Here is a 26047-nt window from a genome sequence, read left to right on the forward strand (position 1 = left end):
GCTGTTTTAAATAAGACTTTTACAAGAACGATAGGGTGAAATAATGACAACATTAACATTTCAAAACGTGAAGCATATTTTAGCTGCGTCTTTACTGAGTTTAGGTTTAGTTGCATGTGACAAAGGAACTCAGTCTACTGAAAAAACGGCAGATACCACACAAACTGTGTCGAGTATTGAACAGATCAAAAAGAATGGTGTGGTACGAATTGGTGTATTTAGTGATAAACCGCCGTTTGGATATTTAGATGCTCAAGGTAAAAATCAGGGTTTTGATGTAGAGATTGCTAAGCATGTTGCGAAAGATTTGCTGGGTGATGAAAACAAAGTTGAGTTTGTTTTAACTGAAGCGGCTAACCGTGTCGAATACTTAAAAGCCAATAAAGTGGATATTATTTTTGCCAACTTTACCGTTACACCAGAACGTAAAGAAGTTGTCGATTTTGCTAAACCTTATTTAAAAGTGGCACTAGGTGTGGTTTCTCCAAAAAGTCATCCGATTACCGATGTTGCTCAACTTAAAGATAAAACTTTGTTGGTAAACAAAGGTACAACGGCTGATTCATTCTTCACCAAGACTCATCCTGAAATTAAACTACAAAAGTATGAGCAAAATACTGAAACTTTTGATGCTTTAAAAGATGGTCGTGGTGCTGCGCTTGCACATGATAACTTGCTGGTTTTAGCTTGGGCTAAAGAAAATCCAAATTACACCGTTGGCATTACCAATTTAGGTGAGCAGGACTTAATTGCACCAGCAGTGAAAAAAGGCGATAAAGAGTTGCTGGACTGGTTGAACCAAGATTTAGAGAAACTGGCTAAAGACGGCGTGATTCATCAGGCTTATGAAAAAACGTTAAAACCAGTCTATGGCGATACGATTAATCCAAAAGATTTATTGGTTGAGTAGTTGTGCTCATAGCCTCTAATGATTAGAACTCTAGAATAGTATTTGCTTGAGATAGGATTCATCTACAGCCTGCCCATAATTTATAAAGATAATATTTTTATAAATGGAAACAGTGGTCAGGTTCTGTAGATGAGAAAGTTTTTTGGTTACTTTTTTCAAAAAAAGTAACAGAATTAGCTGCTTACTTTAGAGATTTAAAAGTAGGATTCCATCGTGCTAATTCCTTGACTTTGTATTACTTTAACTTAAATAAAGTCGGCTCTGCTGCTAATTTATCTGCCAAATATTGAATCAAGACACTCAATTTAGGCGGGACATGCCGTGTCGGTGGGTAGAGTAACCACAGCCCACCGCTATAATAGGTCTTAAAATACCAGTCGGGTAAAACCTGAACTAAGGTACCTTGTTGTAGAGCATGGCGTGCAACGAAGTATGGCAAGCTCGCAATACCTAAATGCTGTAATGCGGCACTCAAACGCACACCCGTATGGTTTGCTGCATAACGACCACGCACAGCAACACTTATCGATTTATTTCCTTGTTGAAATTTCCATTTTGAGTCACTGGCTTGTTCGCCCAAGTAAATACATTCATGCTGCTTTAAATCATGAGGGTGGTTCGGAGTATCATACTTTGCCAAATATTCAGGTGTAGCACAAACCAAGTGATCAATATCAATCAGCTTTCGACCCATAAGGCCACCCGGTGGTTGCTCTGTAATTCGAAGTGCTAAATCGACTCCATCATCAATCAGGTCGACATAACGATCTTCTAAAAGCATTTGAATATCAATTTTCGGGTAGCGTTCTAAAAATTCGGGTAAATGTGGATGGATCATAAAATGTCCCACAGCTTTCGGAACACTCATACGAATAATACCTTCTGGCTCGACATGAAATTGGCCCGAACTTTCCATGACCGCTTGCGCAGCATTCACCATATCTAAACAACGTTGATAGACCTGTTGTCCACTTTCACTTAAACGAAGTTTCCGTGTAGTCCGATAGAGTAAGCGGGTACCTAAAGCACGTTCTAAACGGGCAATTGCGCGGCTCACAGCAGAAGGTGTTGTACCAAGCTGGCGTGCAGTTTCAGAAAAGCTTTCCGACTCGACAACCTTAACGAAAGTCGCCATTTCATTTAATAGAACCAGACTTTGATTTGTGCTCATGAGGCAAAAGTTATTTGGATTTTGATTGGATTATCGCGTCTAAAAAATCGCAATACAATCTTTTTCATCTCAAGGTATGTGTAGAAAAGTATGACGCAAGCATTGTATTTAACAGGTGTTCTTGCCGCTGAAGTTGAAGTTTTAGAATGTACCTCATGTGAAGATGGGCGTTTTACCATACGTTTATCGGCAACACCATTTCACCCTCAAGGTGGTGGTCAACCTAGCGATAAGGGAAAAATTGCAGAAGTTGAAGTAGTGCATGTGGCAATTGAACAAGGGGAAATTATTCATTACAGCTCTCAACCTGTTGTGTTGGGAGCGGCATTAGCAAAGGTGGATTTAAATACGCGCAATTATCATAGCCGATTACATTCGGCTGGACATCTCATTGCAAATGTAATGCATCTATTTGGCTGGCAAGCTATAAAAGCTCAGCACTGGCCTAGCGATGCTCGTGTTCAGTTTATTCCTTTAGATACAGCCCAACAGTTAGATGGTGAAACTCTTCAGCAGCAATGTTCTCACTATATTCAAGCTAATTTACCAATCCATCTTCATCAACATGCTGATGGCTTTCGTGAAATTAGTTTTGGTGAGTTTCCTGCATTTCCTTGTGGCGGAACGCATGTCACGGCATTAGGAGATATTGGTTCTATAGAAATTCAGTCTTATCAGTTTAAGAAGGGAAAGCTCAGTATTAACTATAACGTTGCCGAGGAGGTTGCATAAATGTGGCAGTTGTATGGACATGAGTTTTTAACGCTAGCTCTTATTCACTTTATGGCGGTGATTTTACCGGGACCAGATTTTGTGATTACGGTAAGACAAAGTGTACGTTATGGCTACTTAATTGGATGTCTAACCGCAATTGGTATTGGAGTCGGGATTTCAGTGCATGTGTTTTATACACTGGTTGGTATTGGCTTTTTGATTCAACAAAGTGAATGGCTGATGTCACTTATCAGAACAGCAGGGGCAGCTTACTTAGTGTATTTAGGATGGCAGTGTTTACGTAGCCAGCCGAATACCAATATTGAGATTAATGGCCAAGCAGACAGTGACACGCCGAGTTTATTTAAAGCGTTTACCATGGGTTTTCTTACCAATGCGTTAAACCCAAAAGCCACTATCTTTTTTCTGGCAATTTTTACGACGATTGTAAGTACGACCACACCGATGAAAGTTCAGGTTTTTTATGGGGTATGGATGTGTATGGTCAATGCCATCTGGTTTATGGTAGTGAGTGTGCTGTTTGCTCAGCCTATTGTACGTAAAAGGTTTTTGGAGTTCGGGGTTTATTTTGAGCGGGTGATGGGAGTTTTATTAATTGGGATTGCATTGAGATTGATTTGGGGATTGTTTGTTTAAGTTGCTTTTATTTATAAGTGGATGGGATAGCACGGCGGAGTTCATACCTGTATTCGCTCGTGCTAAATTTCATCCACAGCCTGCCCATAATTTATAAAGATAATGTATTTGCATTATTTTTTGAAAAATGAAAGCAGAGAACAGGTTCTTTGGATGAGAAAGTTTTTGGTTACTTTTAAAAAAAGTAACAGAATTAGCTACTTTCTTTGGAGGCAAAACGGTAAGACTCCGCCATGATAATTACTTTAAATTGTCTAGAGTATTAATAACTCTTAGCTCGAGCCGAAGGCTAATCTAGGAATCGAAATTAAAATAATAAGACTCCGCCGTGATAACCGCTTTGACTTGTTACTTCTATATATAACTTTTGGGCTAAAGTAGCTTCAATAAATAATCCATAAAAAAGACCGCTCAAAAGCAGTCTCTTCTAGTCTAGAAATAGATTTAATTGCTACGCCTATTACGCGTCAGTTGATGTAACACTGACACCAATAAATCAATTTCTTCAGTCGTATTATAAAAAGCCAAAGACGGACGCACGGTTTGTTCTACACCAAAACGACGTAAAATTGGCTGTGCACAGTGGTGCCCAGAACGTACCGCAATGCCATGTTGATTTAAAGCTTTACCGACTTGTTCAGTTGAATAGCCTTGTAAGGTAAAGGACATAACACTGGCTTTGTGATGTGCTGTTCCGATCAAACGTAAACCGGACACACTGCTCAGCGCATTTTGACCATATTCGAGTAGATCATGTTCATAGCGAGCAATGTTATGAATGCCTAGACTCTCGATATATTCAAGCGCAGCGCCTAATCCCACAGCATCGGCAATGTTTCCAGTTCCAGCTTCAAACTTGTTTGGTGCAGGTTGGTAAACTACTTGTTCGAAGGTAACATCCTGAATCATGTTACCACCGCCTTCCCAAACAGGCATGCTTTCTAGCAACTCTGGTTTTGCATAGACTGCGCCAATACCCGTCGGCCCAAACACTTTATGTCCAGAAAACACAAAAAAGTCTGCATCGAGAGCTTGTACATCGGTAGGGATGTGCGAAACGGATTGAGCACCATCAACTAAAACACGTACCCCTTTTGCATGCGCAATTTTAATGACTTCAGCAACAGGTGTGACTGTACCCAAAGCATTCGAAACTTGAGTAATTGACAGCAGTTTAGTGCGTTCATTAATCAGTTTTGGCAACTCTTCTAAAATAATCTGGCCCGTGTCATCCACAGGAATGACTCTTAATTTCGCTCCAGTTTTTTTAGTGAGTTGATACCAAGGCACAATATTGGCATGGTGTTCTAAGTGAGAAACGATAATTTCATCACCTTCACCAATATTTTGCTCACCCCATGTTTTTGCAATCAAGTTAATGCCTTCGGTTGTTCCTCGAACAAAGATAATTTCTTTAGAAGAGGGTGCACCAATAAATCGGGCAACTACATTTCTTGCATGCTCATAGGCATCGGTTGCACGAGCCGCTAACTCATGTGCAGCACGGTGAATATTTGAGTTTTCATGCTGATAAAAATAAGCAATCCGGTCAATCACGCGCTGCGGTTTTTGTGTGGTCGCAGCATTATCCAACCAGACCAGAGGACGACCATTTACGCGTTCCTGTAAAATTGGGAAATCGCGACGTATGGCATGCACATCGAGTGGTTGAGCACTACTTGCTACAAAAGTGGGTTGCGATGGTTGATAGTGACTATAACTTTGTCCACTTTGAGGCAAGTCTAAAAAATAAAATGCAGAGCTTGCCGAACTTTGGGGCGGTGTGTTCGTTGCAAAACGATCTTCAGTTAGCAATGATTTCAGCTGGTCACCATGTGGCAATTGAAAAGACTGTGCAACCGAATAATTATCTTCAACACCTTTAACAGACGGTTCTGCTGTATTGGGAGCAGAAAAATCATTTAAAAAATAATAAGGTGATTCACCTGCACCAGTGGGTAAGTTTGGTTCAATGCGCGGCACATTGGGTTCACTATGAGTAGCTTGTGGCAAATGTGGTTCAAATGGTGGGCGTGGCAAATTAGCTCCACCAACCACAGGCGCAGACGCTACAATTCGGCGTTCAGGGTAGTCTGGCAAATTTGGAATATGTTCAGGATATTCCGGATTGAGACTTTTCTGAAAGGCGATATTGGGCGCACGACCACTCAGTGCAGAAAATGGTTCACCTGGTTGTGGAGGGTGCGGTGGCGCTCCGACAGGTAAGTCCAAGTTAAGGCCCGATGGAGAAGCTGAACTGCTTGAGCTTGGTAATGCTGAAAAAAACTCATTAGCAAGTTGAGCAATGGTGGACTCATCAGGGAAGTTGGCTGGTGGATTAACACCAGTCACTTCAGGCCCCGTTGGACTACCTTGCAGATTACTTGTAGTTAACTGGGTAGTCATGATATTTGTCCACCTCCACATCATCTAATACTGCCAACGCATCATCAGTGAGTACTGCAAGTGAGCAATATAACGAGATTAGATACGACGCAATCGCGTTACGGTTAATTCCCATAAAGCGTACTGAAAGCCCTGGTGACTGTTCACCAGCAAGACCTGGTTGGAACAAACCAACAATCCCTTGACGCTTTTCACCAACACGAAGCAGCAAGATTTTAGTTTTGCCATCTTCTACAGGAATTTTATTTGATGGAATGAGTGGAATACCGCGCCATGTAATGAATTGCGAACCAAATAAGCTAACCGTTGGAGGTGGCACACCACGGCGTGTACATTCACGGCCAAATGCTGCAATCGCATCAGGGTGTGCTAGGAAAAATCCCGGTTCTTTCCAAACTTTACGTAGCAAATCATCAAGATCATCTGGAGTAGGTGGGCCATTTAAAGTCGAAATACGTTGGTCATCTGTCACACTTGCCAGTAAACCGTATTCAGGGTTATTGATAAGCTCACTTTCTTGACGTTCTTTAATGGTTTCAATGGTTAAACGGAGCTGTTCTTTAATTTGGTCGTGTGGGCTGCTGTAAAGGTCAGCAACACGTGTATGTACATCTAAAACAGTAGATACACCATTTAAAAAGTATTCGCGTGGCTCTGGGTCATAATCAACAAAAGTTTGAGGTAAAGTTGCTTCATCGCGTTGTGTGCAAGCGACTTGAATATCATCGGTATTACTTACACGGTTTAAGCGGTAGATACCTGCTTCAACAGGAAGCCATTGAAGTAAGTGAGTCAGCCATCTGGGAGTAATTGTAGAAAGTTGGGGAGCAGTTTTGGTTGCATTGGCCAGTTGACGGGCTGCGTGGTCCCCCAGCGCAAGTTGGGCTTTGTCAGTATTTTTCGCCATGAATCATTTTTCCTTATTACAGTGGCTTGGTTATAAAATGTTAAATTTTTAAATTATCGTGTTAACAGATTAGAATTAAATATTCGATTTTCAAAATATGAATAAGGTATAAATAAATGAACACAGTTCACTTATTATGAATAAGCATATGTTTATGAAAATTTAATATAAATAAGTAATAAACTGATTTATATATACCAAATTCATATTTTTAATATATTGGTTAAAACTCTTATATATAAAATTGTGAATACGATTTATTTAAATTCTGGATTTTTTTGATAAGCCTCCAGTGGTGACTGTAAAATCTGGCTTCCTGCAGGAATACTATGTGTAAGCCAGACATTTCCCCCAATAATGGACCCTCGACCAATCGTAATACGACCTAAAATAGTGGCACCTGCATAGATCACCACGTCATCTTCAACAATTGGATGGCGTGTATAGTCTTTTTTCAAACCACCATCATCATTGGTTTCAAATCGTTTTGCTCCAAGGGTCACTGCCTGATAAATACGAACACGTTCCCCAATAACGCTAGTTTCACCAATCACTACACCTGTACCATGATCGATGAAGAATCCTTTACCGATTTTTGCACCCGGATGAATATCAATACCAGTTGCAGAATGCGCCAACTCGGAAATAATGCGAGACAATAAAGGCACTTGGGCATACAGTTGATGCGCTATTCGATGATGAATAATCGCAAATATGCCCGGATAGCAAAGTAATACCTCATCCACACTATGCGCCGCCGGATCGCCTTCATAAGCAGCACGCACATCGCCGTCTAAAAGACGTCGTATAGAGGGCAAGGTGTTGGCAAAATCCTGCACAATATTTTGAGCAAGTTCGTCTGGTTGTTGGACTGTGTTCGAATGACTCAAATGACGTTTTGCTTCATAGTTTAAAGCCAGTTGTACTTGAGCATGTAAGGCTGTGAGTACCCGATTTAAAGTATAGGCAATATAAGAATCTTCAGTTTCTTGACGTAAGTCAGCAGGGCCTAAACGCATTGGAAATAAAATTCCGCACAGGTCATCTAAAATGGCTTTTAACGCTTCTTTAGATGGAAGTTCACGGCCCCCAAATTCTTTGGTTCTGTGTTGCTGCTGACGCCAGTCATGCCTTGCTTGTTGTAAACCTTGTACAACAGCATTAATGTTCCATTGAGTCACAAGCTTTCCTTGATTCACTGAAAATTGATTAAAATATTAGTCTTGTTGCCAAGGAAGTTGATGGATGCGCCAGCCATTTTTTTGATTACGCTGTTGCTGATCATTTAGATCGCCTTCGAAGCCTTCAAGAACGTTATAAATATGCTCAAAACCAGCATTAAATGCGGCCTCGGCAGCTTGTGCTGAACGGTTGCCACTACGGCATAACAAAAGAATGGTTTTGTCTTTGCCAACTTTTGATTCGAGTTCTTTTAAAAAGCGTGGATTACGGTTAAACGATGTGCCTGTTGCCCAAGCGACATGAACACTTTCAGGAACATAACCTACAAATTTACGTTCTTCATTGGTACGCACATCAACTAAAACAGCTTCGCCTTGCTGTACGAGCTGCCATGCATCAGTAGGTGATAAACTGCCACTAAAATTAAGTTCATGGTCTTGTGCGTATTGCTGTGCTTTACTAAGAATAGTGTCTTTTGACAAAGATGTATTAGAACTCGAAGAGATAAAACCAGATGGGTTTTCTGTATTTAATTTGGCATTCATTTAAATAATTCCTTATCTTCGATTCAGATTGTTATTGTTCAATTTACGCGTTTTTAAATATAAGCAAAAATAAGTAATATCTATTTATATATATTTTTTTAATAAATAAGCAAGCTAAATATTTTATATAAAACAGTATTAATTAATCTTATAAAGTTCTTCTAATAATATGTTTAATGGATTTTAACATTTGGTAAAAACCATATGGATTATAATAATCCATATGGTTTTAAAAATTAAGCAAATCCACCATTTACTCGAATGACTTGTGAATTTACCCACCGTCCATCTGGGCCAGCTAGCATTGCAACTACACTGGCAATTTCTTCAGGTGTTCCGATTCTTTCCAAGGGAGCGAGTTTTGCAATTGCTGCCACTTGCTCATCACTTTTTCCATTATAAAAAAGGTCTGTTCCTGTCGGGCCAGGCGCAACAGCATTTACAGTAATATTTCGGCCGCGTAACTCATTTGCTAATACATGTACTAAGCCTTCTACACCCGCTTTCGAGGCAATATAGGGACCATATAAAGGAAAAGATTTGGCAATTACACTCGTTGAAAGCGTAATAATTCGGCCACCATCTGGAACTGTTTCGGCCGCATGCGCCAAAATTAAAAACGCGCCACGTAAATTGGTATGAATTACTTTATCGAAGTCTGGCAGACCTTCAGGTGTAATTTTTGCCATAGGCATAATGCCTGCGCTATGAACCACAACTTCTAATTGACCGTTAATGGCTTTTGCTTCTTGAAACAAACGACTCACCTCATGTTCATTTGCAACGTCTGCTTGAATAGCAGAGGCTTGACCACCTTGCTCAATAATATGATCTACAGTTGCTTGGGCATGCACCTTATTGCCCGCATAGTTAACAATGACATAAAAACCATCTTGAGCTAAGCGTTCAGCAATAGCACGACCAATACCGCGTGATGCACCAGTAACAAGAGCTGTCTTTTTTGAAATATTCATTTTTAGATTGCCTGTTTGAGTAGGTATGGCTTATTTTAATAATATAGAAATATGGGATAAATCTTCATAATTGGATAAGATAATTCCATATTTATTAATAATAGATAGGGTTAAAAGCGAGCACCATGGATAAATTTGATACCTTGCAACTTTTTACCCGCATAGTAGAGCTGGGTAGTTTTAGTCAGGCAGCCGATCAGCTAAATATCCCACGCGCTACAGCAAGTAATGCCATTAAAGAGTTAGAGAATAATTTACATTGTCGTTTGCTAGAGCGGACGACTCGGCATGTAAGGCCATCACTAGATGGACAGGCATTTTATGAACGCTGCACACAAATATTATCGGAACTTGATGATGCCGAATCGTCTTTACGTAATGTAATTGCACAGCCCCGTGGGTTACTACGTGTTGATTTATCAGGCGCACATGCAACTAAAATTGTTTTACCCAATATCGACCAATTTCACGAGTTATATCCCGACATTGAACTTGTAATTAGTACGGGTGATCGTTTGGTTGATCTGATTCGGGAAGGGATAGACTGTGTGGTGAGAGCAGGACGTTTGGATGATTCCACTTTAATTGCTAGGCATTTGGTCGATATGCCACAAGTCATTTGTGCAAGTCCTGACTATTTAAATAAACATGGAACACCACAGCAACCAGAGGATTTGTTATCACATTCTTGTGTCAATTTTTTCTCGACATCAGGCGGGCGAAATTATCCATTTGAATTAATGGTGAATGGCAAGAAACAAGATTATTTTTTGAAAAGCTGGATCGCGGTAAATGATGCTGAAAACTATGTATTATCTGCTTTACGTGGGGCAGGTTTAATTCAGGTTCCTCTCTACCATGTGGCGAATGAGTTAAAAGACGGGCAGTTGGTTGAGGTTTTATCTGCGTGGCAAATCCCGAAGATGTCAGTTTCTGCTTTATATCCGCAGCATCGGCAGCTCTCGCCACGCGTACGAGTTTTTGTCGCTTGGCTGAGTGAGTTATATACAGGCTATTTTTCAAAATAACGATAGCGTATAACGTATAGGTGGAATGCTCTCTAGCATATATAAAATTTTGGTGAATATGTGATTGAATTACCCAATGCAAATGATTGGATTGTTAGAAATTCTGACCCTAATAGTCTCGAACGAATTGAAGCCTTTTTTACCGATCATGCTTATGAGTCACATCGCCACGATACTTTTGCCATTGGTCGAACATTAACAGGTGTTCAAAGCTTTCATTACCGTGGAGAGATGAAACATAGCCAGCCGGGTATGACGATGGTTTTACATCCTGATGAAAAACATGATGGAGAGTCAGGTAGTCGAGATGGTTTTAGATATCGGATGGTGTACGTAGAACCTGCAACCCTACAGGAAATTATGAAAGGTAAACCTTTACCATTTTTTGAAAATGGCTTGAGTCAGGATCCCCGTTTATTTAAAGCAACTGATGTTTTATTACAGGGAATGGATCAACATATTGATCCTTTAGAAAAACAAGATGCTTTATATGATCTGGCAACCACACTGTACGAAATTTCTGGTAATAATCAACGCACCTCACATTCTTATGACTATGTCGCAGCAGAGCGCGCTAGAGAATTTATACATGCCTCTTTATATGAAAATATCTCTTTAGATGATATTGAAAAAAATGTGGGACGAGACCGCTGGAGTCTTTCACGCGATTTTCGCCTGCTATTTGGTACAAGTCCACATCGATATATGACTATGCGTAGGTTGGAAGTTGTGAAGTCCTGTTTGATGTATGGAGAGTCCTTAACTCAAGCTTCATTGATTGCAGGATTTTTTGATCAAAGCCATATGACACGTCATTTTTTAAAAGCATTTGGATTGACTCCAGCCCGATGGCGAATGATTAATAAGCTCTCTTCTTAAACAAGTGATTTAAAAGCCAGCCTGTTTAGGCTGACATAGACTTTATCTTAAATTAGGCTCATGCCTTTCAAAAAATCATAAAGCATAAATATGCCAGAGATAATCAGCATCATTCCCATGACTTTGTTTATACGATTAAACCAGATTTTATTTTTAATTTTTTTACCTAACACTGCACCTGCCCAAGAATAAAGACAGGGCGCGCCAGCTGCACCCAGTGAAATGAGCAATGATACCAAGAATATTTGAACGCCAATGATATGTGCTGTCGGGTACATAATGGTTGTAACAGGCAGAATCACTAAAATTCCTTTTGGGTTTAAAGCTTGTATCCAGAAACCATTCCAGAATGAAAGTGCCTGAACTTCAGTGGCTTCATCACTAATATCAATATCTGACTTGAGCATTTGATATGAAAGGTAAAACGTATAAAGCGCACCGAACAACGCAATATAGTGCAAGGCATTTTGTGGAATGATTGCGGCACCGATATATCCAAAAATCATGAATAGCATCAGCATTGCACAGCCGACACCCATAAAAAAATAAATCGTTTTTTTGAATTGGCCGGTTAGCCCAGCGTTTAGTCCCATAAAATTTACTGGACCGGGGCTATACATCATACTCAAGGTATAAAAAAAGATTTCCATAACGTATCTGCTGAAACAAAAACAACCCAGCATAGTGCCTCGTAATTTTATGGTCTTGTACGTTTGTGATGGCTCCTGCACAAATGTACAAGACCAGAAAAATTTGAATGAGTCATGATGAGCGAGTTAAAGTTATGATTCAGGAAAGAGGTTTATGTTTGACACAAAAATTGCGCTGATTGTCCGTAATGATCTTGCGACGTGGCAGAGATTAAATGTGGTGGCTTTTTTGGCAACGGGGATTGCCTCTGCTGTACCTGAAATGTTGGGAAAACCTTATATCGATGCGAATGGCTATGAGTATGGCAACATGTTAGGGCAGCCGATGTTGGTATTTGAGGGGGAGTTATCTGGTCTACAAAAAGCACATCGCAAAGCAATTGAGCAAGATTTAACGATAATTCCCTATGTACATGCCATGTTTTCTACAGGCAATGATGAAGATAATCGGGCGGTTTTTTTGGCTGACGATGCGAATCAATTAAATTTGGTCGGAGTGGCGTTAAGAGGACCTAAAAAAGCAGTTGATAAAGCAATAAAGGGTCTTTCTTTGCATCAATAAGATTTTTATTGGAAGAAAGATAAAACCCACTTTTTGAGCAAAAGTGGGTTTTGTTTAAAAATGATGATTAAACTTTATCTTGAGTCTTGGTCTCAAAATCACTCGCATCATGGCGTTCATGCAACTGTGTAGCTAAATCACCAAAAGTACGGTTGACCATACGACCACGTTGAACCGCAGGGCGCGCTAAAATCGCATCTGCCCAACGTTGAACATTTTTATATTGGTCAACCCCTAAAAACTCCGCGCCGTTATACACCCAGTTTTTAACAAGACCACCATACCAAGGGAACGCCGCAATATCAGCGATGCTATATTCAGAACCAGCCAAATATTCATGCTTTGCTAAATGCTGATCTAATACATCAAGTAAGCGTTTTGTTTCCAAGGCAAAGCGGTTAATTGCATATTCAACTTTAACGGGTGCATAAGCATAAAAATGTCCAAAACCGCCACCTAAGTAAGGCGCGCTGCCCATTTGCCAGAATAACCAATTAAGGCATTCAGTACGTGCAGCAATATCAGTTGGAATGAAAGCTTTAAACTTTTCAGCCAAGTAAAGCAAAATTGAGCCAGATTCAAATACTCTTAATGGCGGGTTTTGGCTATGGTCAACCAATGCTGGAATTTTAGAGTTTGGATTAATTTCTACAAAGCCACTGCCAAATTGCTGTCCTTCTCCGATTTTAATCAGCCATGCATCATATTCAGCATCTTGATGACCTAGTGCTAAAAGCTCTTCTAACAAAATAGTGACTTTTTGGCCATTAGGTGTTGCTAAAGAATAGAGCTGGAGCGGATGTTTCCCTACTGGGAGTATGTGCTCGTAACGCGCACCTGAGGTAGGTTGGTTTAAATCGGTTTTCTCTCCAGTCCATTGCCAAACTTGTGGAGGAATATAGTTTGAATCACTCATTTTTTATCTCGTGTTTGGTGTAAATATAAGGATTTATTTATGTCGCAAGGCAAGCCATTTTTGTACGCTCGGGCGTTGCCATTGCTGTAATGCATAGTTTTTTAAACGTTCTGGTACAGCATCACCATTTTGAATAAGGCGTTGCAACATCAGGGCAAGTTCAGCATCTACAATGCTCCAGGAACCAAAAAGAAATTCGGCATCAGACGCAAGAAGTTTTTCTGCAACAAAGAAAAGTTTCTCGGCTGCTTTTTTGCCTTCTTCTGAAAGTGGAGTGGAGGTGGGCTGAATAAAAATAACATCGGTTGGACGCTCAGTTCTTAGTGCCACTAAGTCTGATCGGAGCCATGCCTGAATTTGTCTTGCTCTTGCGCGTGCTTGAATATCTTTTGGATAAATAGATGTGTTTGGATAAAGCTCTTCAAGATATTCCAAAATGGCAGAAGATTCTGATAAGGTAAAACCATTATGCTCAAGTACAGGCACTTTGGCAGTTAGTGACTTTGCTACATAAGATTTTTCAAACTGGCCTTGCTGGTTTAAGTTGATGGTCGCTATTTCAAATGGAATTTGTTTTTCATGTAGCCCTACAAAAACTGTAAACGCATAGGGGCTTAGAAATTTTGAATCTGTGTACAGCTTAAAATGTTCATTATTCATTGTTATTGTCCATGTCATAAAACAATCGGATCTAGTCTAAGTGAGCTGATCCAAGATTGGGTAGCTTTTTTGTGGAAAAGCTTTATCGGTTTTTGAATTAAGCCATTTCAACGTTAGGGCTTAATGTGCTGAAAATGCTGACGAACAATGCTAAGCCACGCCTGTACTGCTGGTGAGACAGGAAGATTCTTTTTCCAAGCCATGACTAAGTGCCACTGAATATTTGGTTTTTCAAGCGGTACCGCTGCAAATAAACTAGGATCAAGCATGTCGGTATAATATTGTGGCAAGAGAGCAATTCCCATGCGTTGTAACACCATATCTGCCAAAAGGTGCCATTGGCTGGTACGGCAAGCAATGGTTGGGTAAAAACCATGCTGCTTACAGGCATCGAGAATAATACTGTTTAAAGAGAAATTTTCTGGAAACATTAAAAATGATTGGTGTTGTAGCTCTTCTAGATTTATTTTTTTACGGGTTGCCCAAGTGGCATTACGACGTAAAAGTACCATTAAAGGGTAGTTACATAGCTCAATGCTATTGAAAATTTGCTCATCAAAAGGCTGTAATAAAACGCCAACGTCTAGTTCATTGTTAAGCAAAGCTTGCTCAATACCGCGTGAACCAACCTCCATAAAAGCCAATTCAATATCTGGTAATTGTTGATGATAATCAAATAGGGCAGTCGTTAAGAGCTGCGAGCCTAAAGGCGGAACGCCAAGTTTTAAAGTTCCTGTTTTTAATTGTTGATAGTTTTCAATTTCAAGAAAGATGTTCTGTTCTGCTTGAAGAAGCTCAATCGCATGTTGATAAATCCGCTCTCCAATTTCAGTTAATTCAATTTGTCTTTTACGGCCATGATCAGGTTTAACCAAAAGCTGTACCTGAAGTTGCTCTTCAAGCTGCTGTAATATTTTACTAATAGTCGGTTGAGTCAGATACAACTCTTCAGCAGTACGGGTAAAACTTTTAGTTTTTACCAATGTAACGAAGCACTGTAATGATTTTAGAGAAAGCATAATAAAGAATAGATTATTCCATTTTAGAATAATATTAACATGAATAATTCATATTTAGCAGCTTTAACCAAGCTAGCATAATGGTGTAGTTAACCATTTAATCTCGAAAAATGAGTACTGAATCTGCTTCTGGAACACCCACACAACCATCATTGTTCGTGTTAGTTAAACAAATTTTGATTTTGGCTGGTTTTTGGTGGGTCGGATATCTCTTACATCAAAAACTCGGTGTGCCTGTATCGGCAGGCATTTTAGGTATGTTTTTATTGCTTCTATGCCTGTTCTTTAAAATTATCAAAATGGATCAGGTGGCAATGGGAGCAACCGTTGTTTTAGGTGAACTGTTACTATTTTTCGTGCCCGTTGTAGTCGCCGTAGTTCAGTATAAAACTTTATTTATGACCGAAGGCTGGCAAATTGTCTTGAGCATTGCGGTTGGGACCATTTCGGTCATGCTCAGTACATGTCTGACGATTCATTATTACAATCGTTTGAAAGCTTATTTGCATGCTCGAAAACGTCTTCAACATAAGCATATCTAAAGAGCAAATGACATGAATATTTGGTCAATTCTTTGCCTGATCTGGACTTTGGTCGCCTATGTTGTGGCAAAGAAAATCTATCAGAAAAATCCAAAACTTTGGTTATCGCCTGCGATTAGCGTGCCTGTACTCACCATTATTTTGATGACGATTTTTGGAATTTCATATCAAACATATGCTGAAGATACGCAGTGGATTGTTAATTTATTAGGACCAGCAACGGTTGCTTTCGCTGTACCGATTTATCGTTATCGGGAAACGATTCGTAAAAACCTGGGGGTCCTTTCGATTGCGATTATTGTGGGGATGAGTGTAGGTGTGATGTCTGCCTATGAAATGGCACAGTGGTTCCACTTTAGCCCAGAAGTGACCAACAGTTTAATGGCACGTTCTATTTCAACACCATTTGCCATGATTTTAGCGGAAGATATTCACGGTTCGGCAGCATTGGTTTCACTATTTACCGTTATTACTGGTTTGGTTGGTATGATTTGCGGCGATGCAATTTTAGCGATTACTAAAATCCGTTCTAATGTAGCAAATGGGGCAGCTTTCGGAAATGCAGCCCACGGTTTTGGTACAGTTAGAGCACAGCAGCGCAATAGTGAAGAAGGTGTAATTGCCAGTTTGACCATGGTTATTGCTGGTATTTTAATGGTATTGATTGGGCCATTTGCCATTCATCTATGGTTGCTGTTGTAGGCTATATCTAAGTCGGCTTGTCATGTTGTTGAATAATCTTTGATAGTTTTTTGATGGCTTGTCTCATCAGTTCAGGTTCAAAGTCGCCTAAGCCAACAATTAACCCCGGACGTTGTTGTTCTTTTGAAAATGTCGGTGAAATTGCTTTAATCGCAATGCCTGCACCGACTGCCGAGCTTGCAACGACAATGTCATTAATATGATGAGCAAGCCATAACACCATATGCATGCCTTGATCGCCCGGCTGTAACCAAGCCAGTTCTTGAGGTATGTATTTTTCAATCAAGCCAATAATGTATTCTCGAACTTCTGCATAGACATTCCGAGTCCGTCGAATATGCCGCTCTAAATAACCTTCTTGAATAAAAGCAGCTAAAACATGCTGGTCGGCAGCAGGTGGGTGTCGATCAATTAATACTCTTAGCCCACAAAAAGGTGCCACCAATTCTTTAGGCAACACGGCATAGCCAAGTCTAAGTGATGGAAATAGGACTTTACTGAAAGTCCCAAGATAAATGACTTGGTCGGGTGCCATACCTTGTAACGATGGGAAGGGCTGACCGTTATAACGGAGTTCACTGTCATAGTCATCTTCAATGATCCATACATTTTGCTGTTTTGCCCAAGCCAATAAAGCCGTACGCCTTGCTAGACTCATCGGCATGCCAAGTGGATATTGGTGAGATGGTGTCACAAAAGCAGCACGCGCATGTTTAGAAAGCTTAATCCCAGTTTCAACCTGAATGCCTTCTTCATCGACAGGAACACGTACCATCCGAATGTTTTGTACAGCATGTTCAAAAATGGCTGTGGTGCCACGATAAGCTGGATCTTCAATCCAAACTTCATCCTTTACTTCAAATAAAATCTGGCTGCAAATATAAAGTGATTGCTGAATACCGGGAGTAATTACAATTTGTTCAGGTTCGCAGTGGACAGAGCGTGATCGGCGTACATAGTCTGCTATAGCAACTCTGAGTGATAGAACGCCTTGAGGCTCGCCATAACCCGAAGGAGCACCAGCACCTCGAGATCTAAATTTATTACCAAACTTACGCCAAATATCACTCGGTTGGGTACGGGCAATCGGGACAGATACTGCAAAAGGGGCATGAGGAAGTGGTTTAAACTCTTTAAGCACTTGGGCATAAGAACGTGCCGATTTCGTCAAAGGGATTGAGTTAGGTGTGGTCTCTTTTTGAGAATGTTGCGGCGTAGTTTTTTTAGTTAAAGCATGAGACACATAGGTGCCCGTTCGTGCTTGAGAGTCAAACACACCTTCGGCTAAAAGCTGATCGTAAGCTTCGATAATCGTTCCGCGAGCGACCCCAAGTGTTAGAGCCAATTCACGTGAAGAAGGCAACGGATCGCCGGGCTGTAAATCACCACTTTGTACAGCTTCACGCAAAGCTTGGGTCAGTTGAGCACTTATCTTTCCTTGGCTTTTATTAATCTTTGCAATCGACGGAAGTTCAACAACTTTTGCCATTCTTGCCATAATTCTGGTCTACTTAAAAAAATACAAAGTGGTTCTTTTTAATAAACCACATAAACCAGAAAATTTACAACACAAAATATAAATAATCCTGATATTTACAGCGAGGTTTTGAGCCATGTATATCCCCGATGATTATGCAGAAAACCGTTTGAACGTATTGCATTCTCTTATTACCGAATATCCATTTGGTGTGCTTTTTACTCATGGAGGTAATGGCTTAGATGCAAATCATCTTCCATTTGAATTACAGGCAAGCGAAGGGGAATTGGGTGTACTACGTGCGCATGTGTCTAGAGTTAATCCAGTCTGGCAGGACATTAAAAATGGAGATGAGGTGTTGGTCGTGTTTCAAGCGGGCGATGCTTATATTTCACCAAACTGGTACCCATCCAAACATGAACAGCACAGACAAGTACCGACATGGAACTATAGGGTTGTGCATGCTTATGGCAAAGTAACCATTCGAGATGATGAACGTTACGTCCGTGGTGTTGTGGCTCGTTTAACTCGTACCCATGAAACATCTCAACCTGAACCATGGAAAATGTCCGATGCACCAAAGGACTATCTTGAACCGATGTTAAAAGCCATTGTAGGTATTGAGATTGAAATTACCAGGCTGCAAGGCAAATCAAAACTTGGGCAAAACAAAGAACGTCGAGACATTTTGGGCGCGGCAGATGGCCTATCGAAATCTGGTCATCAAACCATAGCAGACGCTATGTATAGTGTGGCTGAGTTAAATAAATAATTTTGAAAATATAAAACTTTAATATCAATTGAGGAGACAAAGATGTCTTTTACTACACCTGTTGAGTTGGTAGGTGAGCACGTTATTTTAAAGCCCTTAGACTTAACTCAAGCTGAATTACTGGCGGAGGCTGTTTGTGATGGGGAACTCTATAATCTTTGGTATACCCGTGTGCCAAGACCTGAACATATGACTGCTGAAATTGAAAGACGTCTCGGTTTGCAAAATTCTGGTTCTATGTTGCCTTTTTATATTGAAGACCGAAAAACAGGTCGGGCGTTAGGTATGACAACTTTAATGCATATTGAAGAAGCCCATCGCCGTGTAGAAATTGGGTCGACGTGGTACCGTAAGTCTGCACAGCGTTCGCCTGTAAATACCGAGTGTAAAAAGCTATTGTTGGCTCATGCATTTGAGACTTTAAACTGTATTGCGGTTGAGTTACGCACATCTTCTTTAAATGTTCAAAGTCAAACTGCAATTCTGCGTTTGGGAGCAAAGCTTGATGGTGTGCTGAGAAGCCATCAAATTGTGAAAGATGATATTTTGCGAGACACCCATGTTTATAGCATTTTAAAACATGAATGGCCTGCGGTTCACCAAAATCTGGAATGGATGTTGAATAAACCGCGTTAGGAATGATTTAAATAAGCTGCTTTTCTCTTTTTTGGCTTAACCAAAAAAGAGAAACCCCTGCAATAACCAACCACGGTACTAAAGCAATATTCATTGCTTCCCAGCCAAATAAATCGAGTAAAGCACCTGCGCTAAAAGAACAAATTAAACCGACAACAAAAACAGTCATGTCGTTAATGGCTTGAGCCTTGGCTTTTTCAGCCGCTGTATACGTTCCGGTAAGCAAAGACGTGCTACCAATAAATAAAAAGTTCCAACCCACACCTAATAAAATGAGTGAGATTGCAAAAGATGCGAACTGAATACCCGAGAGGGAAAAACCAATATAGCAAGCAAATAATATAAGACCGGCAAACATGATTTTAAGCACACCAAATCGGGCGATTAAATGTCCAGTAAAGAATGAAGGTAGGAACATACCAAGCACATGAAGCTGAATGACGGTTGTAATCGTGCCTAGTTCATGATGTGAATGTCGCATGGCTATGGGTGTTGCGGTCATACCTAAAATCATGATGCCGTAGCCTGTTACGGCACCAAACAAAGCAACTAAATAGGTAGGCTGAAAAATAATCTTTTGCCATGGGCGACCAGCAGTAAAATCAGATTTTTGCTCAACTGTATTGGCAATATGTAGGCTAGATAAAATGCCCATTGCCACAAGTGAAATGATACTAATAATTAAAAATGAACCGATATATTCTAAATGTTGAAATAATGGGCCACCAAAGCGCGCCAAAGTCGGACCAATCAGTGCGGCAACAATTCCACCTGCCATAACCCAAGAGATAGCACGTGAACGGAATGCATCATCTGCTACTTCACTGGCAGCAAAACGATAAAACTGGGCAAAGGATTGATATGCGCCAATACATAACGTGCCTAAGGCTAAGAGAATAAGTGAACTATAAAAGATACCAATGGCGGCAATAATACCGCCAATTACACCTAAAAAAGCGCCGAAAAGAAAACCCTTACGCCGTCCCACATGTGCCATCAACATTGATGCAGGGAACATCATTAAGGCTGTACCCAAAAACATAGATGCGATGGGTAAAGTTGCAAGTATCGGTGTATTAGAAATATTTGCCCCAGCCAAACCACCAATCGTCATGACCATGATCGATACGGTTTGGTAAAGTGACTGAGAACTCGCCAAAATAAGAACTTGGCGATGCATCGTATTTTGAAGCATGAGAGCCTTTAATTATATGTGTTAATCGATGAGTTTGGGTGCTGAGTTTTTATATAAGAAGAAAGTATCAACAGCTCAGCTTGAAAATGTTGAGGTGTTCTTGGTGGTAGTTATAACAATATTTCTTTGGCATAAACTATTTTTTATCAAGTAATTGCAGCTGAATAATCAGACTTAATATTCTATCATCTGATAGTTTGATACAAAACAATTGAAGCCCCAATTTTTCTAAATAAGTCTATTTATTTAAGACATTTAATATGTCTATTCTCTCAAATTCTTTTTCAGCCACCTTAAAATAAATCATTAACCTGAAGTTAATAACTGCTCATGTAGGTTGATTGATCGAAACTCCATAAAGCGTTTTTATAGATACAGAACAAAACTGCGATCTATATAGGTAAGCACATGGAAGGATCAGTTCAGAATAAAGAACGGTTATGGACAAAGCGGCGTCATGCCAAACAATTAAAACTAGAGATGGCAAACCAATATACCGACGGTGTGGTGATTCCAACTCAAGACATTATTAAAGTTTTAGAAACCTTAATTACACCGGGTGACAGAGTTGTACTCGAAGGGAATAACCAAAAGCAGGCAGATTTCCTTTCGCGTTCTTTAGCACAAACCAATCCAGATGTTTTGCATGATTTACATATGATCATGCCAAGTGTTGGGCGTTCGGAACATCTTGATCTGTTTGAAAAAGGCATTGCGCGTAAGCTCGATTTTTCTTTTGCTGGCCCACAAAGTTTACGCATTAGCCAGTTAATTGAAGATGGACTGCTAGAGATTGGTGCCATACACACTTATATCGAATTGTATTCACGTTTGGTGGTTGACCTTATTCCAAATGTGGTGCTCTCGGCGGGCTTTATGGCAGACCGTCAAGGCAATATCTATACAGGTCCAAGTACCGAAGATTCTCCAGCACTTATTGAACCTGCGGCTTTTAGTGACGGTATTGTGATTGTTCAGGTGAATGAACTGGTGGATGACGTCTCAGAGTTACCACGTGTCGATATTCCTGCCTCTTGGGTGGATTATGTAGTGGTTGCAGACCAGCCATTTTATATCGAACCCTTGTTTACCCGTGACCCGAAACATATCAAGCCTGTGCATGTACTCATGGCAATGATGGCAATTCGCGGAATTTATGAGAAGCATAATGTGCAATCGTTAAACCATGGCATTGGTTTTAACACTGCGGCAATTGAACTGATTTTACCGACCTATGGTGAATCTTTAGGTTTAAAAGGAAAAATTTGCCAAAACTGGACACTGAATCCGCATCCAACCTTAATTCCAGCGATTGAAACAGGTTGGGTTGAAAGCGTGCATTGTTTTGGTACCGAACTCGGTATGGAAAAATATGTTGCAGCTCGTCCTGATGTGTTCTTTACAGGTCGTGATGGTGCTTTACGTTCTAACCGTATGATGTGTCAGCTTGCAGGTCAATACGCCGTTGACCTATTTATCGGTGCAACTTTGCAAGTTGATGGCATGGGCCATTCTTCGACTGTTACCAAAGGTCGTTTAGCTGGTTTCGGTGGTGCACCAAACATGGGGCATGATCCGCGTGGCCGTCGTCACGATACGCCAGCATGGTTAGATATGCGTTTGCAAGGTGCCAATGAAACTGAAACCTATTTGGCACGTGGTAAAAAACTCGTTGTACAAATGGTGGAAACCTTCCAAGAGGGTGGCAAGCCAACTTTTGTGGATCGTCTCGATGCCATTGATGTTGCTAAAACAGCAGGCCTACCTTTAGCACCAATCATGATTTATGGTGATGATGTCACCCATCTACTGACTGAAGAAGGCATTGCTTATCTATATAAAGCAAGCAGCCAAGAAGAGCGCCAAGCCATGATCGCTGCGGTGGCAGGCGTGACCAGTATTGGTTTAACTCAGGACCCTAAAACAACAGCACGTTTAAGAAGCGAAGGCTTGGTGGTATTCCCTGAAGATTTAGGTATTCGCCGCACCGATGCAACACGTGAGCTTTTAGCTGCAAAAAATATTGCTGACTTGGTGACATGGTCTGATGGTTTATATCAACCACCTGCAAAATTCAGGAGTTGGTAATGATGACACAAGTTCAATATCAAACACTTAGCGATAGTCAGCTTTTAGCAGATATGGCGGTCGAGGCTTTAATTGATGAAGTTAATCTAACACCTAAACCAGCATTGGTAGATCGCCGTGGCAGTGGTGCACATGATGACCTGACTTTGGAGTTAATGGAGCGCTCTGCAAAAAGTTTAGGACCCATGTTTGATGCGATGGCGCAAGCTGCAAAGCATCACGGAAAAGTCTGTTTAGCTTTACGTGAAGACATTGGCGAAATTGGTCGCCAAGGTGAAAAGACCATGATGTTGGCAACAGATGGTGTTAACACACACCGCGGTGCAATTTGGGCCTTGGGTTTAATGGTTACGGCAGCAGCATTGGCGCGCACCAATCAAAAATATTTATCAGCTGTTGAACTATGCCAGTTAGCAGGCCAGATTGCTCAGCTTGAAGATTGTTTTATTCCAAAGCAGGCTTTAAGTCATGGTCAACAAGTACAAAAGAAATTAGGCATCTTAGGTGCTAAAGAACAGGCTCAACAAGGTTTTCCAACTATTGTGAATTTTGGCTTAAAACAGCTTTACCAAACTCGTAGTAAACCAATGAAAGAAGAGTTCGCTCGTTTAGATGCCTTACTTGCCATGATGACTGATTTGACCGATACCTGTGTGCTTTATCGCTCGGGAACATCGGGCTTAAAGCATATGCAACAAGGTGCTCAGCAAGTACTTGATTTGGGCGGCAGCTCAAGCTTGGAAGGTCGACGTGCTTTGCATCTTTTAGAGATTGACCTGCTTCGGATGAAGGCTTCTGCTGGTGGTGCAGCAGATTTGTTGGCAGCAACATTGTTTATAGATCGTGTTGAGCAGTCATCTGTGAAAAATAAAAAGGGATTTTGATTATGGAAACACTTCATTTTGAATTTGTGGCCACAGAGCCACCTGTAAAAAAAGCGTTGGTAGGATGTGTCGGCTCGGGTGATTTAGAAATTTTGATGGAACCCGGTGAAAAAGGAAAAACCTCTATTCAGGTAGTGACTTCGGTAGATGGCAGTGCAGCACGTTGGCACAATCTTTTTGAACGGATTTTTACTGCGCAAATACCGCCAGCGGTCAATATTGATATTCATGACTTTGGTGCAACTCCCGGTGTCGTTCGCTTACGTCTGGAACAAGCATTGGAGGAGATAACTCATGACTGATATTCAGAGTTTGTTAAATAAAAAAGATTTTATTGAACTCAGCGCAAGAGAGCGTGCCAAAGCGCTATTAGATGAAGGGACTTTTCGAGAGTTGCTCGACCCATTTGCACGTGTTATGTCGCCTTGGCTCGTTAAGCAAAATATCGTGCCACAAGCCGATGATGGTGTGGTGATTGCAAAAGGATCTATTCAAAAATGCCCAGTGGTTTTAATTTCAATTGAAGGTTTATTTCAAGGTGGAAGTTTAGGCGAGGTGGGTGGTGCCAAAATTGCAGGTGCCTTAGAACTTGCAGTTGAAGACAATATGAAAGGGATTCCAACAGCGGCAATTTTACTACTAGAAACGGGCGGTGTTCGCTTACAAGAAGCAAATCTGGGTTTGGCAGCCATTGCTGAAATTCAGGCTGCAATTGTGAACTTACGGCAGTATCAACCCGTGATTGCTGTGGTCGCAGGCAGTGTAGGGTGCTTTGGTGGCATGTCAATTGCGGCTGGTCTATGTAGCTATATTGTAATGACACAAGAAGGACGTTTAGGCTTAAATGGCCCGCAAGTAATTGAACAGGAAGCTGGGGTACAAGAATACAACGCCAAAGATCGTCCATTTATATGGAGTATTACGGGTGGTAATCAGCGTTTCGCTAGTGGTTTGGCAGATGCTTATGTTGACGATGATCGCCAGAAAATTCGTGAGCAAGTCATCGATTATTTAACTCAAGGTGTGCCTCAGCAGCATCGTAGTTCAAACTACTCATTCTATTTAGCGAAGTTACAACAAGTCGATACTGCTGAGCAGATTACCCCAGCACAGGTTCAAGCTTTGTATCAAGGAGAGCAAGCATGAATATCGCCGTTGATACATTAAAAGCATCTACTCGTGGTGCACATTGGTTTAAAGCATTTACACAGGACTTTAAGACAGTTGAAGGTTTTCCAGCTTCTGTTTGGGTGGCTGATGGTCTGATCGATCAGCAAGCAGTACGTGTGATTACAGTTGTCCAAGACAGCAATAATCTGTTCCCACGCGCGAGACAAGGTGAAGTTGGACTGCTGGAAGGCTGGAATTTAGCAAAAGCAGTTGATGACGTGATTCAAGCCGATGCTCAGACTGAAACTAAACGGGGTATTTTATGTCTGGTTGATGTCCCGAGTCAGGCCTATGGGCGCCGTGAAGAATTATTAGGTATTCATCAAGCTTTAGCAGGTGCAGTAGATAGCTATGCTAGAGCCAGATTGGCAGGCCATCCTATTGTGAGTTTATTGGTAGGTAAGTCGATGTCGGGAGCTTTCTTGGCGCATGGATACCAAGCCAATCGTATTATTGCCTTAAAAGATTCAGGTGTTATGGTGCATGCGATGGGTAAGGAATCTGCTGCACGCGTTACCTTGCGATCGGTTGATGAGTTAGAGCAATTGGCATCAAGCATTCCTCCAATGGCTTATGACATTGAAAGTTATGCAACTCTAGGTTTGTTATGTGAACTGTTATCTGTTGAAAACCCTGAACAACCGACAACCGATGATCTTTTGTTAGCGAAACAGGTGATCGCTCAAGCATTTAAAGAAATTAATGCTGATCAATTGAGAGGATTGGAACAAAGGCTTCACGGCAAAAACCGTCAAATGTCTAAAAAGGTCCGTGAATTATTGCGCGAGCAATGGTCATGAAACTTAAGCTCGAAGCCCATGATTTACTGTGGGGTATGACGGTCGATTGCTTGGCCGATGATGCTCCGCATTGGGTAAAAGAGGTACTACTACGAGGTGATCCAGTTGTAGTTCGACGGGCAATTACTCCTGTAGATCAGGTGGCTGTGGGGGTAAGAGGGCAATTTCGTCATCAACGATATGCAGCTCAAATGCCACGATCAGCAATCAGCAAACAGCTTAAGCCAGAAGCACTGACTCGCGTAGATACGCAACAGTTTGAGCACTTGGCAGAACGTTTACAAACCATTTCCAGCATTATGAAAAACTTTTCAGGATGTTGGGGATATACAGGAAGTTTCGGGTTTGAGTTAGCAACGGGCATTGAAACAGTAACTGAGCAAAGTGACATTGATTTGTTGATTCGAGCTGAACAACCTTTTGCCAAAAAGGAGGCAGTTGAGCTACTCGAAAATTTTCAGCAAGCAGGGCTGAATGTGGATATACAGCTACAACTTTCACAAGGTGGGTTGGCGTTAAAAGAATTGGTTGGGAACAGTGGAAAAGTTCTATTGAAACGTCCTGACGGTGCTGTTTTAGTAGAAAACCCATGGAATTAGGG

At 41.0% G+C, this 26047-nt stretch carries 29 protein-coding genes; 16 read left to right on the forward strand and 13 right to left on the reverse strand.

Annotated features, from left to right (window positions below):
• Positions 1-43: 43 nt before the first annotated feature.
• On the forward strand, positions 44-910 hold the full coding sequence (locus F886_RS09625) for a cysteine ABC transporter substrate-binding protein (protein WP_000209984.1): 867 nt from the start codon (positions 44-46) through the stop codon (positions 908-910).
• Between the two features lie 30 nt (positions 911-940).
• On the opposite strand, the gene F886_RS19820 is transcribed toward F886_RS09625, so the two are convergent.
• Positions 941-1069, reverse strand: a complete 129-nt coding sequence (locus tag F886_RS19820; RefSeq protein ID WP_081402143.1) for a hypothetical protein — start codon at positions 1067-1069, stop codon at positions 941-943.
• Positions 1070-1145: 76 nt separating this feature from the next.
• Entirely contained in the window at positions 1146-2081 is a 936-nt protein-coding gene (locus F886_RS09630; RefSeq protein WP_005304311.1) for a LysR family transcriptional regulator, read from the reverse strand.
• 90 nt (positions 2082-2171) lie between these two features.
• Between F886_RS09630 and F886_RS09635 the strand changes: the two genes are divergently transcribed.
• Positions 2172-2813, forward strand: coding sequence for an alanyl-tRNA editing protein (locus F886_RS09635; RefSeq protein WP_005304313.1), 642 nt, complete (start codon positions 2172-2174; stop codon positions 2811-2813).
• On the forward strand, positions 2814-3452 hold the full coding sequence (locus F886_RS09640) for a LysE family translocator (protein ID WP_005304315.1): 639 nt from the start codon (positions 2814-2816) through the stop codon (positions 3450-3452). It begins immediately after the preceding gene.
• A gap of 444 nt (positions 3453-3896) precedes the next feature.
• Here F886_RS09640 and F886_RS09645 read toward each other — a convergent pair whose 3' ends face one another.
• The 5 genes from F886_RS09645 to F886_RS09665 all read right to left on the reverse strand — a co-directional run bounded on the left by F886_RS09645 (position 3897) and on the right by F886_RS09665 (position 9466).
• Entirely contained in the window at positions 3897-5858 is a 1962-nt protein-coding gene (locus F886_RS09645) for a family 2A encapsulin nanocompartment cargo protein cysteine desulfurase (RefSeq protein WP_005304319.1), read from the reverse strand.
• Positions 5833-6765, reverse strand: a complete 933-nt coding sequence (locus F886_RS09650) for a family 2A encapsulin nanocompartment shell protein (RefSeq protein ID WP_005304322.1) — start codon at positions 6763-6765, stop codon at positions 5833-5835. The genes F886_RS09645 and F886_RS09650 overlap by 26 nt, the downstream gene beginning before the upstream one ends.
• 257 nt (positions 6766-7022) lie before the next feature.
• Positions 7023-7964, reverse strand: a complete 942-nt coding sequence (epsC, locus tag F886_RS09655) for a serine O-acetyltransferase EpsC (protein WP_075382795.1) — start codon at positions 7962-7964, stop codon at positions 7023-7025.
• A gap of 18 nt (positions 7965-7982) precedes the next feature.
• The gene (locus F886_RS09660; protein WP_005304325.1) at positions 7983-8492 is read right to left on the reverse strand and encodes a rhodanese-like domain-containing protein; all 510 of its coding nucleotides are present in this window, start codon (positions 8490-8492) and stop codon (positions 7983-7985) included.
• A gap of 236 nt (positions 8493-8728) precedes the next feature.
• Positions 8729-9466 (reverse strand): SDR family oxidoreductase, encoded by a 738-nt coding sequence (locus F886_RS09665; protein WP_005304329.1) that lies wholly within the window; start codon positions 9464-9466, stop codon positions 8729-8731.
• A 125-nt stretch (positions 9467-9591) separates the two neighbouring features.
• On the opposite strand from F886_RS09665, the gene F886_RS09670 reads away from it, so the two are divergent.
• On the forward strand, positions 9592-10494 hold the full coding sequence (locus F886_RS09670; RefSeq protein ID WP_005304332.1) for a LysR family transcriptional regulator: 903 nt from the start codon (positions 9592-9594) through the stop codon (positions 10492-10494).
• A gap of 60 nt (positions 10495-10554) precedes the next feature.
• Entirely contained in the window at positions 10555-11373 is an 819-nt protein-coding gene (locus F886_RS09675) for an AraC family transcriptional regulator (protein ID WP_004793004.1), read from the forward strand.
• Positions 11374-11420: 47 nt separating this feature from the next.
• On the opposite strand, the gene F886_RS09680 is transcribed toward F886_RS09675, so the two are convergent.
• Positions 11421-12023, reverse strand: coding sequence for a LysE family translocator (locus tag F886_RS09680; protein ID WP_034591051.1), 603 nt, complete (start codon positions 12021-12023; stop codon positions 11421-11423).
• Positions 12024-12177: 154 nt separating this feature from the next.
• Here F886_RS09680 and F886_RS09685 point away from each other — a divergent pair, with 154 nt between their 5' ends.
• Positions 12178-12585: a DUF2000 domain-containing protein gene (locus F886_RS09685; protein ID WP_005304339.1), complete on the forward strand. Its 408-nt coding sequence runs from the start codon at positions 12178-12180 to the stop codon at positions 12583-12585.
• Positions 12586-12652: 67 nt separating this feature from the next.
• On the opposite strand, the gene yghU is transcribed toward F886_RS09685, so the two are convergent.
• The 3 genes from yghU to F886_RS09700 all read right to left on the reverse strand — a co-directional run bounded on the left by yghU (position 12653) and on the right by F886_RS09700 (position 15180).
• Positions 12653-13501, reverse strand: coding sequence for a glutathione-dependent disulfide-bond oxidoreductase (yghU, locus tag F886_RS09690; RefSeq protein ID WP_005304341.1), 849 nt, complete (start codon positions 13499-13501; stop codon positions 12653-12655).
• A 33-nt stretch (positions 13502-13534) separates the two neighbouring features.
• Entirely contained in the window at positions 13535-14161 is a 627-nt protein-coding gene (yfcF, locus tag F886_RS09695; protein WP_005304343.1) for a glutathione transferase, read from the reverse strand.
• Between the two features lie 113 nt (positions 14162-14274).
• The gene (locus tag F886_RS09700; RefSeq protein ID WP_005304346.1) at positions 14275-15180 is read right to left on the reverse strand and encodes a LysR family transcriptional regulator; all 906 of its coding nucleotides are present in this window, start codon (positions 15178-15180) and stop codon (positions 14275-14277) included.
• A gap of 110 nt (positions 15181-15290) precedes the next feature.
• Between F886_RS09700 and F886_RS09705 the strand changes: the two genes are divergently transcribed.
• Both F886_RS09705 and F886_RS09710 read left to right on the forward strand, forming a co-directional pair.
• Positions 15291-15722, forward strand: a complete 432-nt coding sequence (locus F886_RS09705; RefSeq protein ID WP_005304349.1) for a CidA/LrgA family protein — start codon at positions 15291-15293, stop codon at positions 15720-15722.
• 12 nt (positions 15723-15734) lie between these two features.
• Positions 15735-16424, forward strand: coding sequence for an LrgB family protein (locus F886_RS09710; RefSeq protein ID WP_005304352.1), 690 nt, complete (start codon positions 15735-15737; stop codon positions 16422-16424).
• Between the two features lie 7 nt (positions 16425-16431).
• Here the strand turns inward: F886_RS09710 and F886_RS09715 are convergent, their stop codons facing one another.
• The gene (locus F886_RS09715) at positions 16432-17922 is read right to left on the reverse strand and encodes a MocR-like pyridoxine biosynthesis transcription factor PdxR (protein WP_005304354.1); all 1491 of its coding nucleotides are present in this window, start codon (positions 17920-17922) and stop codon (positions 16432-16434) included.
• Positions 17923-18037: 115 nt separating this feature from the next.
• Between F886_RS09715 and F886_RS09720 the strand changes: the two genes are divergently transcribed.
• A complete protein-coding gene (locus F886_RS09720; protein WP_005304357.1) occupies positions 18038-18673 on the forward strand; it encodes an FMN-binding negative transcriptional regulator in 636 nt (211 codons plus the stop codon).
• A gap of 42 nt (positions 18674-18715) precedes the next feature.
• The gene (locus F886_RS09725) at positions 18716-19309 is read left to right on the forward strand and encodes a GNAT family N-acetyltransferase (RefSeq protein WP_005304360.1); all 594 of its coding nucleotides are present in this window, start codon (positions 18716-18718) and stop codon (positions 19307-19309) included.
• 7 nt (positions 19310-19316) lie between these two features.
• Here the strand turns inward: F886_RS09725 and F886_RS09730 are convergent, their stop codons facing one another.
• Positions 19317-20504, reverse strand: a complete 1188-nt coding sequence (locus F886_RS09730) for an MFS transporter (RefSeq protein ID WP_005304361.1) — start codon at positions 20502-20504, stop codon at positions 19317-19319.
• A gap of 408 nt (positions 20505-20912) precedes the next feature.
• On the opposite strand from F886_RS09730, the gene mdcA reads away from it, so the two are divergent.
• Genes mdcA through F886_RS09760 form a run of 6 tightly spaced genes read left to right on the forward strand, consistent with a single transcriptional unit; the run spans position 20913 to position 26045 of the window.
• Positions 20913-22592 carry a malonate decarboxylase subunit alpha gene (gene mdcA, locus F886_RS09735; protein WP_005304364.1) on the forward strand — a complete coding sequence of 560 codons (1680 nt, stop codon included), beginning with the start codon at positions 20913-20915 and terminating at the stop codon, positions 22590-22592.
• A complete protein-coding gene (locus F886_RS09740; RefSeq protein ID WP_005304368.1) occupies positions 22592-23476 on the forward strand; it encodes a triphosphoribosyl-dephospho-CoA synthase in 885 nt (294 codons plus the stop codon). The genes mdcA and F886_RS09740 overlap by 1 nt, the downstream gene beginning before the upstream one ends.
• Before the next feature lie 2 nt (positions 23477-23478).
• Entirely contained in the window at positions 23479-23778 is a 300-nt protein-coding gene (locus tag F886_RS09745) for a malonate decarboxylase subunit delta (protein ID WP_005304371.1), read from the forward strand.
• Positions 23771-24622: a biotin-independent malonate decarboxylase subunit beta gene (locus F886_RS09750; protein WP_005304374.1), complete on the forward strand. Its 852-nt coding sequence runs from the start codon at positions 23771-23773 to the stop codon at positions 24620-24622. Before F886_RS09745 ends, F886_RS09750 begins: the two co-directional genes overlap by 8 nt.
• Positions 24619-25446 (forward strand): biotin-independent malonate decarboxylase subunit gamma, encoded by an 828-nt coding sequence (mdcE, locus tag F886_RS09755; protein ID WP_005304377.1) that lies wholly within the window; start codon positions 24619-24621, stop codon positions 25444-25446. The genes F886_RS09750 and mdcE overlap by 4 nt, the downstream gene beginning before the upstream one ends.
• Positions 25437-26045, forward strand: coding sequence for a malonate decarboxylase holo-ACP synthase (locus F886_RS09760; protein ID WP_081402144.1), 609 nt, complete (start codon positions 25437-25439; stop codon positions 26043-26045). Before mdcE ends, F886_RS09760 begins: the two co-directional genes overlap by 10 nt.
• The last annotated feature ends 2 nt before the right edge of the window (positions 26046-26047 follow it).

The organism is Acinetobacter sp. NIPH 542 (genome assembly GCF_000369825.1).
Classification (GTDB): domain Bacteria; phylum Pseudomonadota; class Gammaproteobacteria; order Pseudomonadales; family Moraxellaceae; genus Acinetobacter; species Acinetobacter oleivorans.

Coding starts and splice junctions, on each gene's coding strand:
- F886_RS09625 (WP_000209984.1), top strand. CDS start 44: ATGACAACATTAACATTTCAAAACGTGAAGCATATTTTAGCTGCGTCT.
- F886_RS09630 (WP_005304311.1), bottom strand. CDS start 2,081: ATGAGCACAAATCAAAGTCTGGTTCTATTAAATGAAATGGCGACTTTC.
- F886_RS09635 (WP_005304313.1), top strand. CDS start 2,172: ATGACGCAAGCATTGTATTTAACAGGTGTTCTTGCCGCTGAAGTTGAA.
- F886_RS09640 (WP_005304315.1), top strand. CDS start 2,814: ATGTGGCAGTTGTATGGACATGAGTTTTTAACGCTAGCTCTTATTCAC.
- F886_RS09645 (WP_005304319.1), bottom strand. CDS start 5,858: ATGACTACCCAGTTAACTACAAGTAATCTGCAAGGTAGTCCAACGGGG.
- F886_RS09650 (WP_005304322.1), bottom strand. CDS start 6,765: ATGGCGAAAAATACTGACAAAGCCCAACTTGCGCTGGGGGACCACGCA.
- F886_RS09660 (WP_005304325.1), bottom strand. CDS start 8,492: ATGAATGCCAAATTAAATACAGAAAACCCATCTGGTTTTATCTCTTCG.
- F886_RS09665 (WP_005304329.1), bottom strand. CDS start 9,466: ATGAATATTTCAAAAAAGACAGCTCTTGTTACTGGTGCATCACGCGGT.
- F886_RS09670 (WP_005304332.1), top strand. CDS start 9,592: ATGGATAAATTTGATACCTTGCAACTTTTTACCCGCATAGTAGAGCTG.
- F886_RS09680 (WP_034591051.1), bottom strand. CDS start 12,023: ATGGAAATCTTTTTTTATACCTTGAGTATGATGTATAGCCCCGGTCCA.
- F886_RS09685 (WP_005304339.1), top strand. CDS start 12,178: ATGTTTGACACAAAAATTGCGCTGATTGTCCGTAATGATCTTGCGACG.
- yghU (WP_005304341.1), bottom strand. CDS start 13,501: ATGAGTGATTCAAACTATATTCCTCCACAAGTTTGGCAATGGACTGGA.
- yfcF (WP_005304343.1), bottom strand. CDS start 14,161: ATGAATAATGAACATTTTAAGCTGTACACAGATTCAAAATTTCTAAGC.
- F886_RS09700 (WP_005304346.1), bottom strand. CDS start 15,180: ATGCTTTCTCTAAAATCATTACAGTGCTTCGTTACATTGGTAAAAACT.
- F886_RS09705 (WP_005304349.1), top strand. CDS start 15,291: ATGAGTACTGAATCTGCTTCTGGAACACCCACACAACCATCATTGTTC.
- F886_RS09710 (WP_005304352.1), top strand. CDS start 15,735: ATGAATATTTGGTCAATTCTTTGCCTGATCTGGACTTTGGTCGCCTAT.
- F886_RS09715 (WP_005304354.1), bottom strand. CDS start 17,922: ATGGCAAGAATGGCAAAAGTTGTTGAACTTCCGTCGATTGCAAAGATT.
- F886_RS09720 (WP_005304357.1), top strand. CDS start 18,038: ATGTATATCCCCGATGATTATGCAGAAAACCGTTTGAACGTATTGCAT.
- F886_RS09725 (WP_005304360.1), top strand. CDS start 18,716: ATGTCTTTTACTACACCTGTTGAGTTGGTAGGTGAGCACGTTATTTTA.
- F886_RS09730 (WP_005304361.1), bottom strand. CDS start 20,504: ATGCTTCAAAATACGATGCATCGCCAAGTTCTTATTTTGGCGAGTTCT.
- mdcA (WP_005304364.1), top strand. CDS start 20,913: ATGGAAGGATCAGTTCAGAATAAAGAACGGTTATGGACAAAGCGGCGT.
- F886_RS09740 (WP_005304368.1), top strand. CDS start 22,592: ATGATGACACAAGTTCAATATCAAACACTTAGCGATAGTCAGCTTTTA.
- F886_RS09745 (WP_005304371.1), top strand. CDS start 23,479: ATGGAAACACTTCATTTTGAATTTGTGGCCACAGAGCCACCTGTAAAA.
- F886_RS09750 (WP_005304374.1), top strand. CDS start 23,771: ATGACTGATATTCAGAGTTTGTTAAATAAAAAAGATTTTATTGAACTC.
- mdcE (WP_005304377.1), top strand. CDS start 24,619: ATGAATATCGCCGTTGATACATTAAAAGCATCTACTCGTGGTGCACAT.
- F886_RS09760 (WP_081402144.1), top strand. CDS start 25,437: ATGGTCATGAAACTTAAGCTCGAAGCCCATGATTTACTGTGGGGTATG.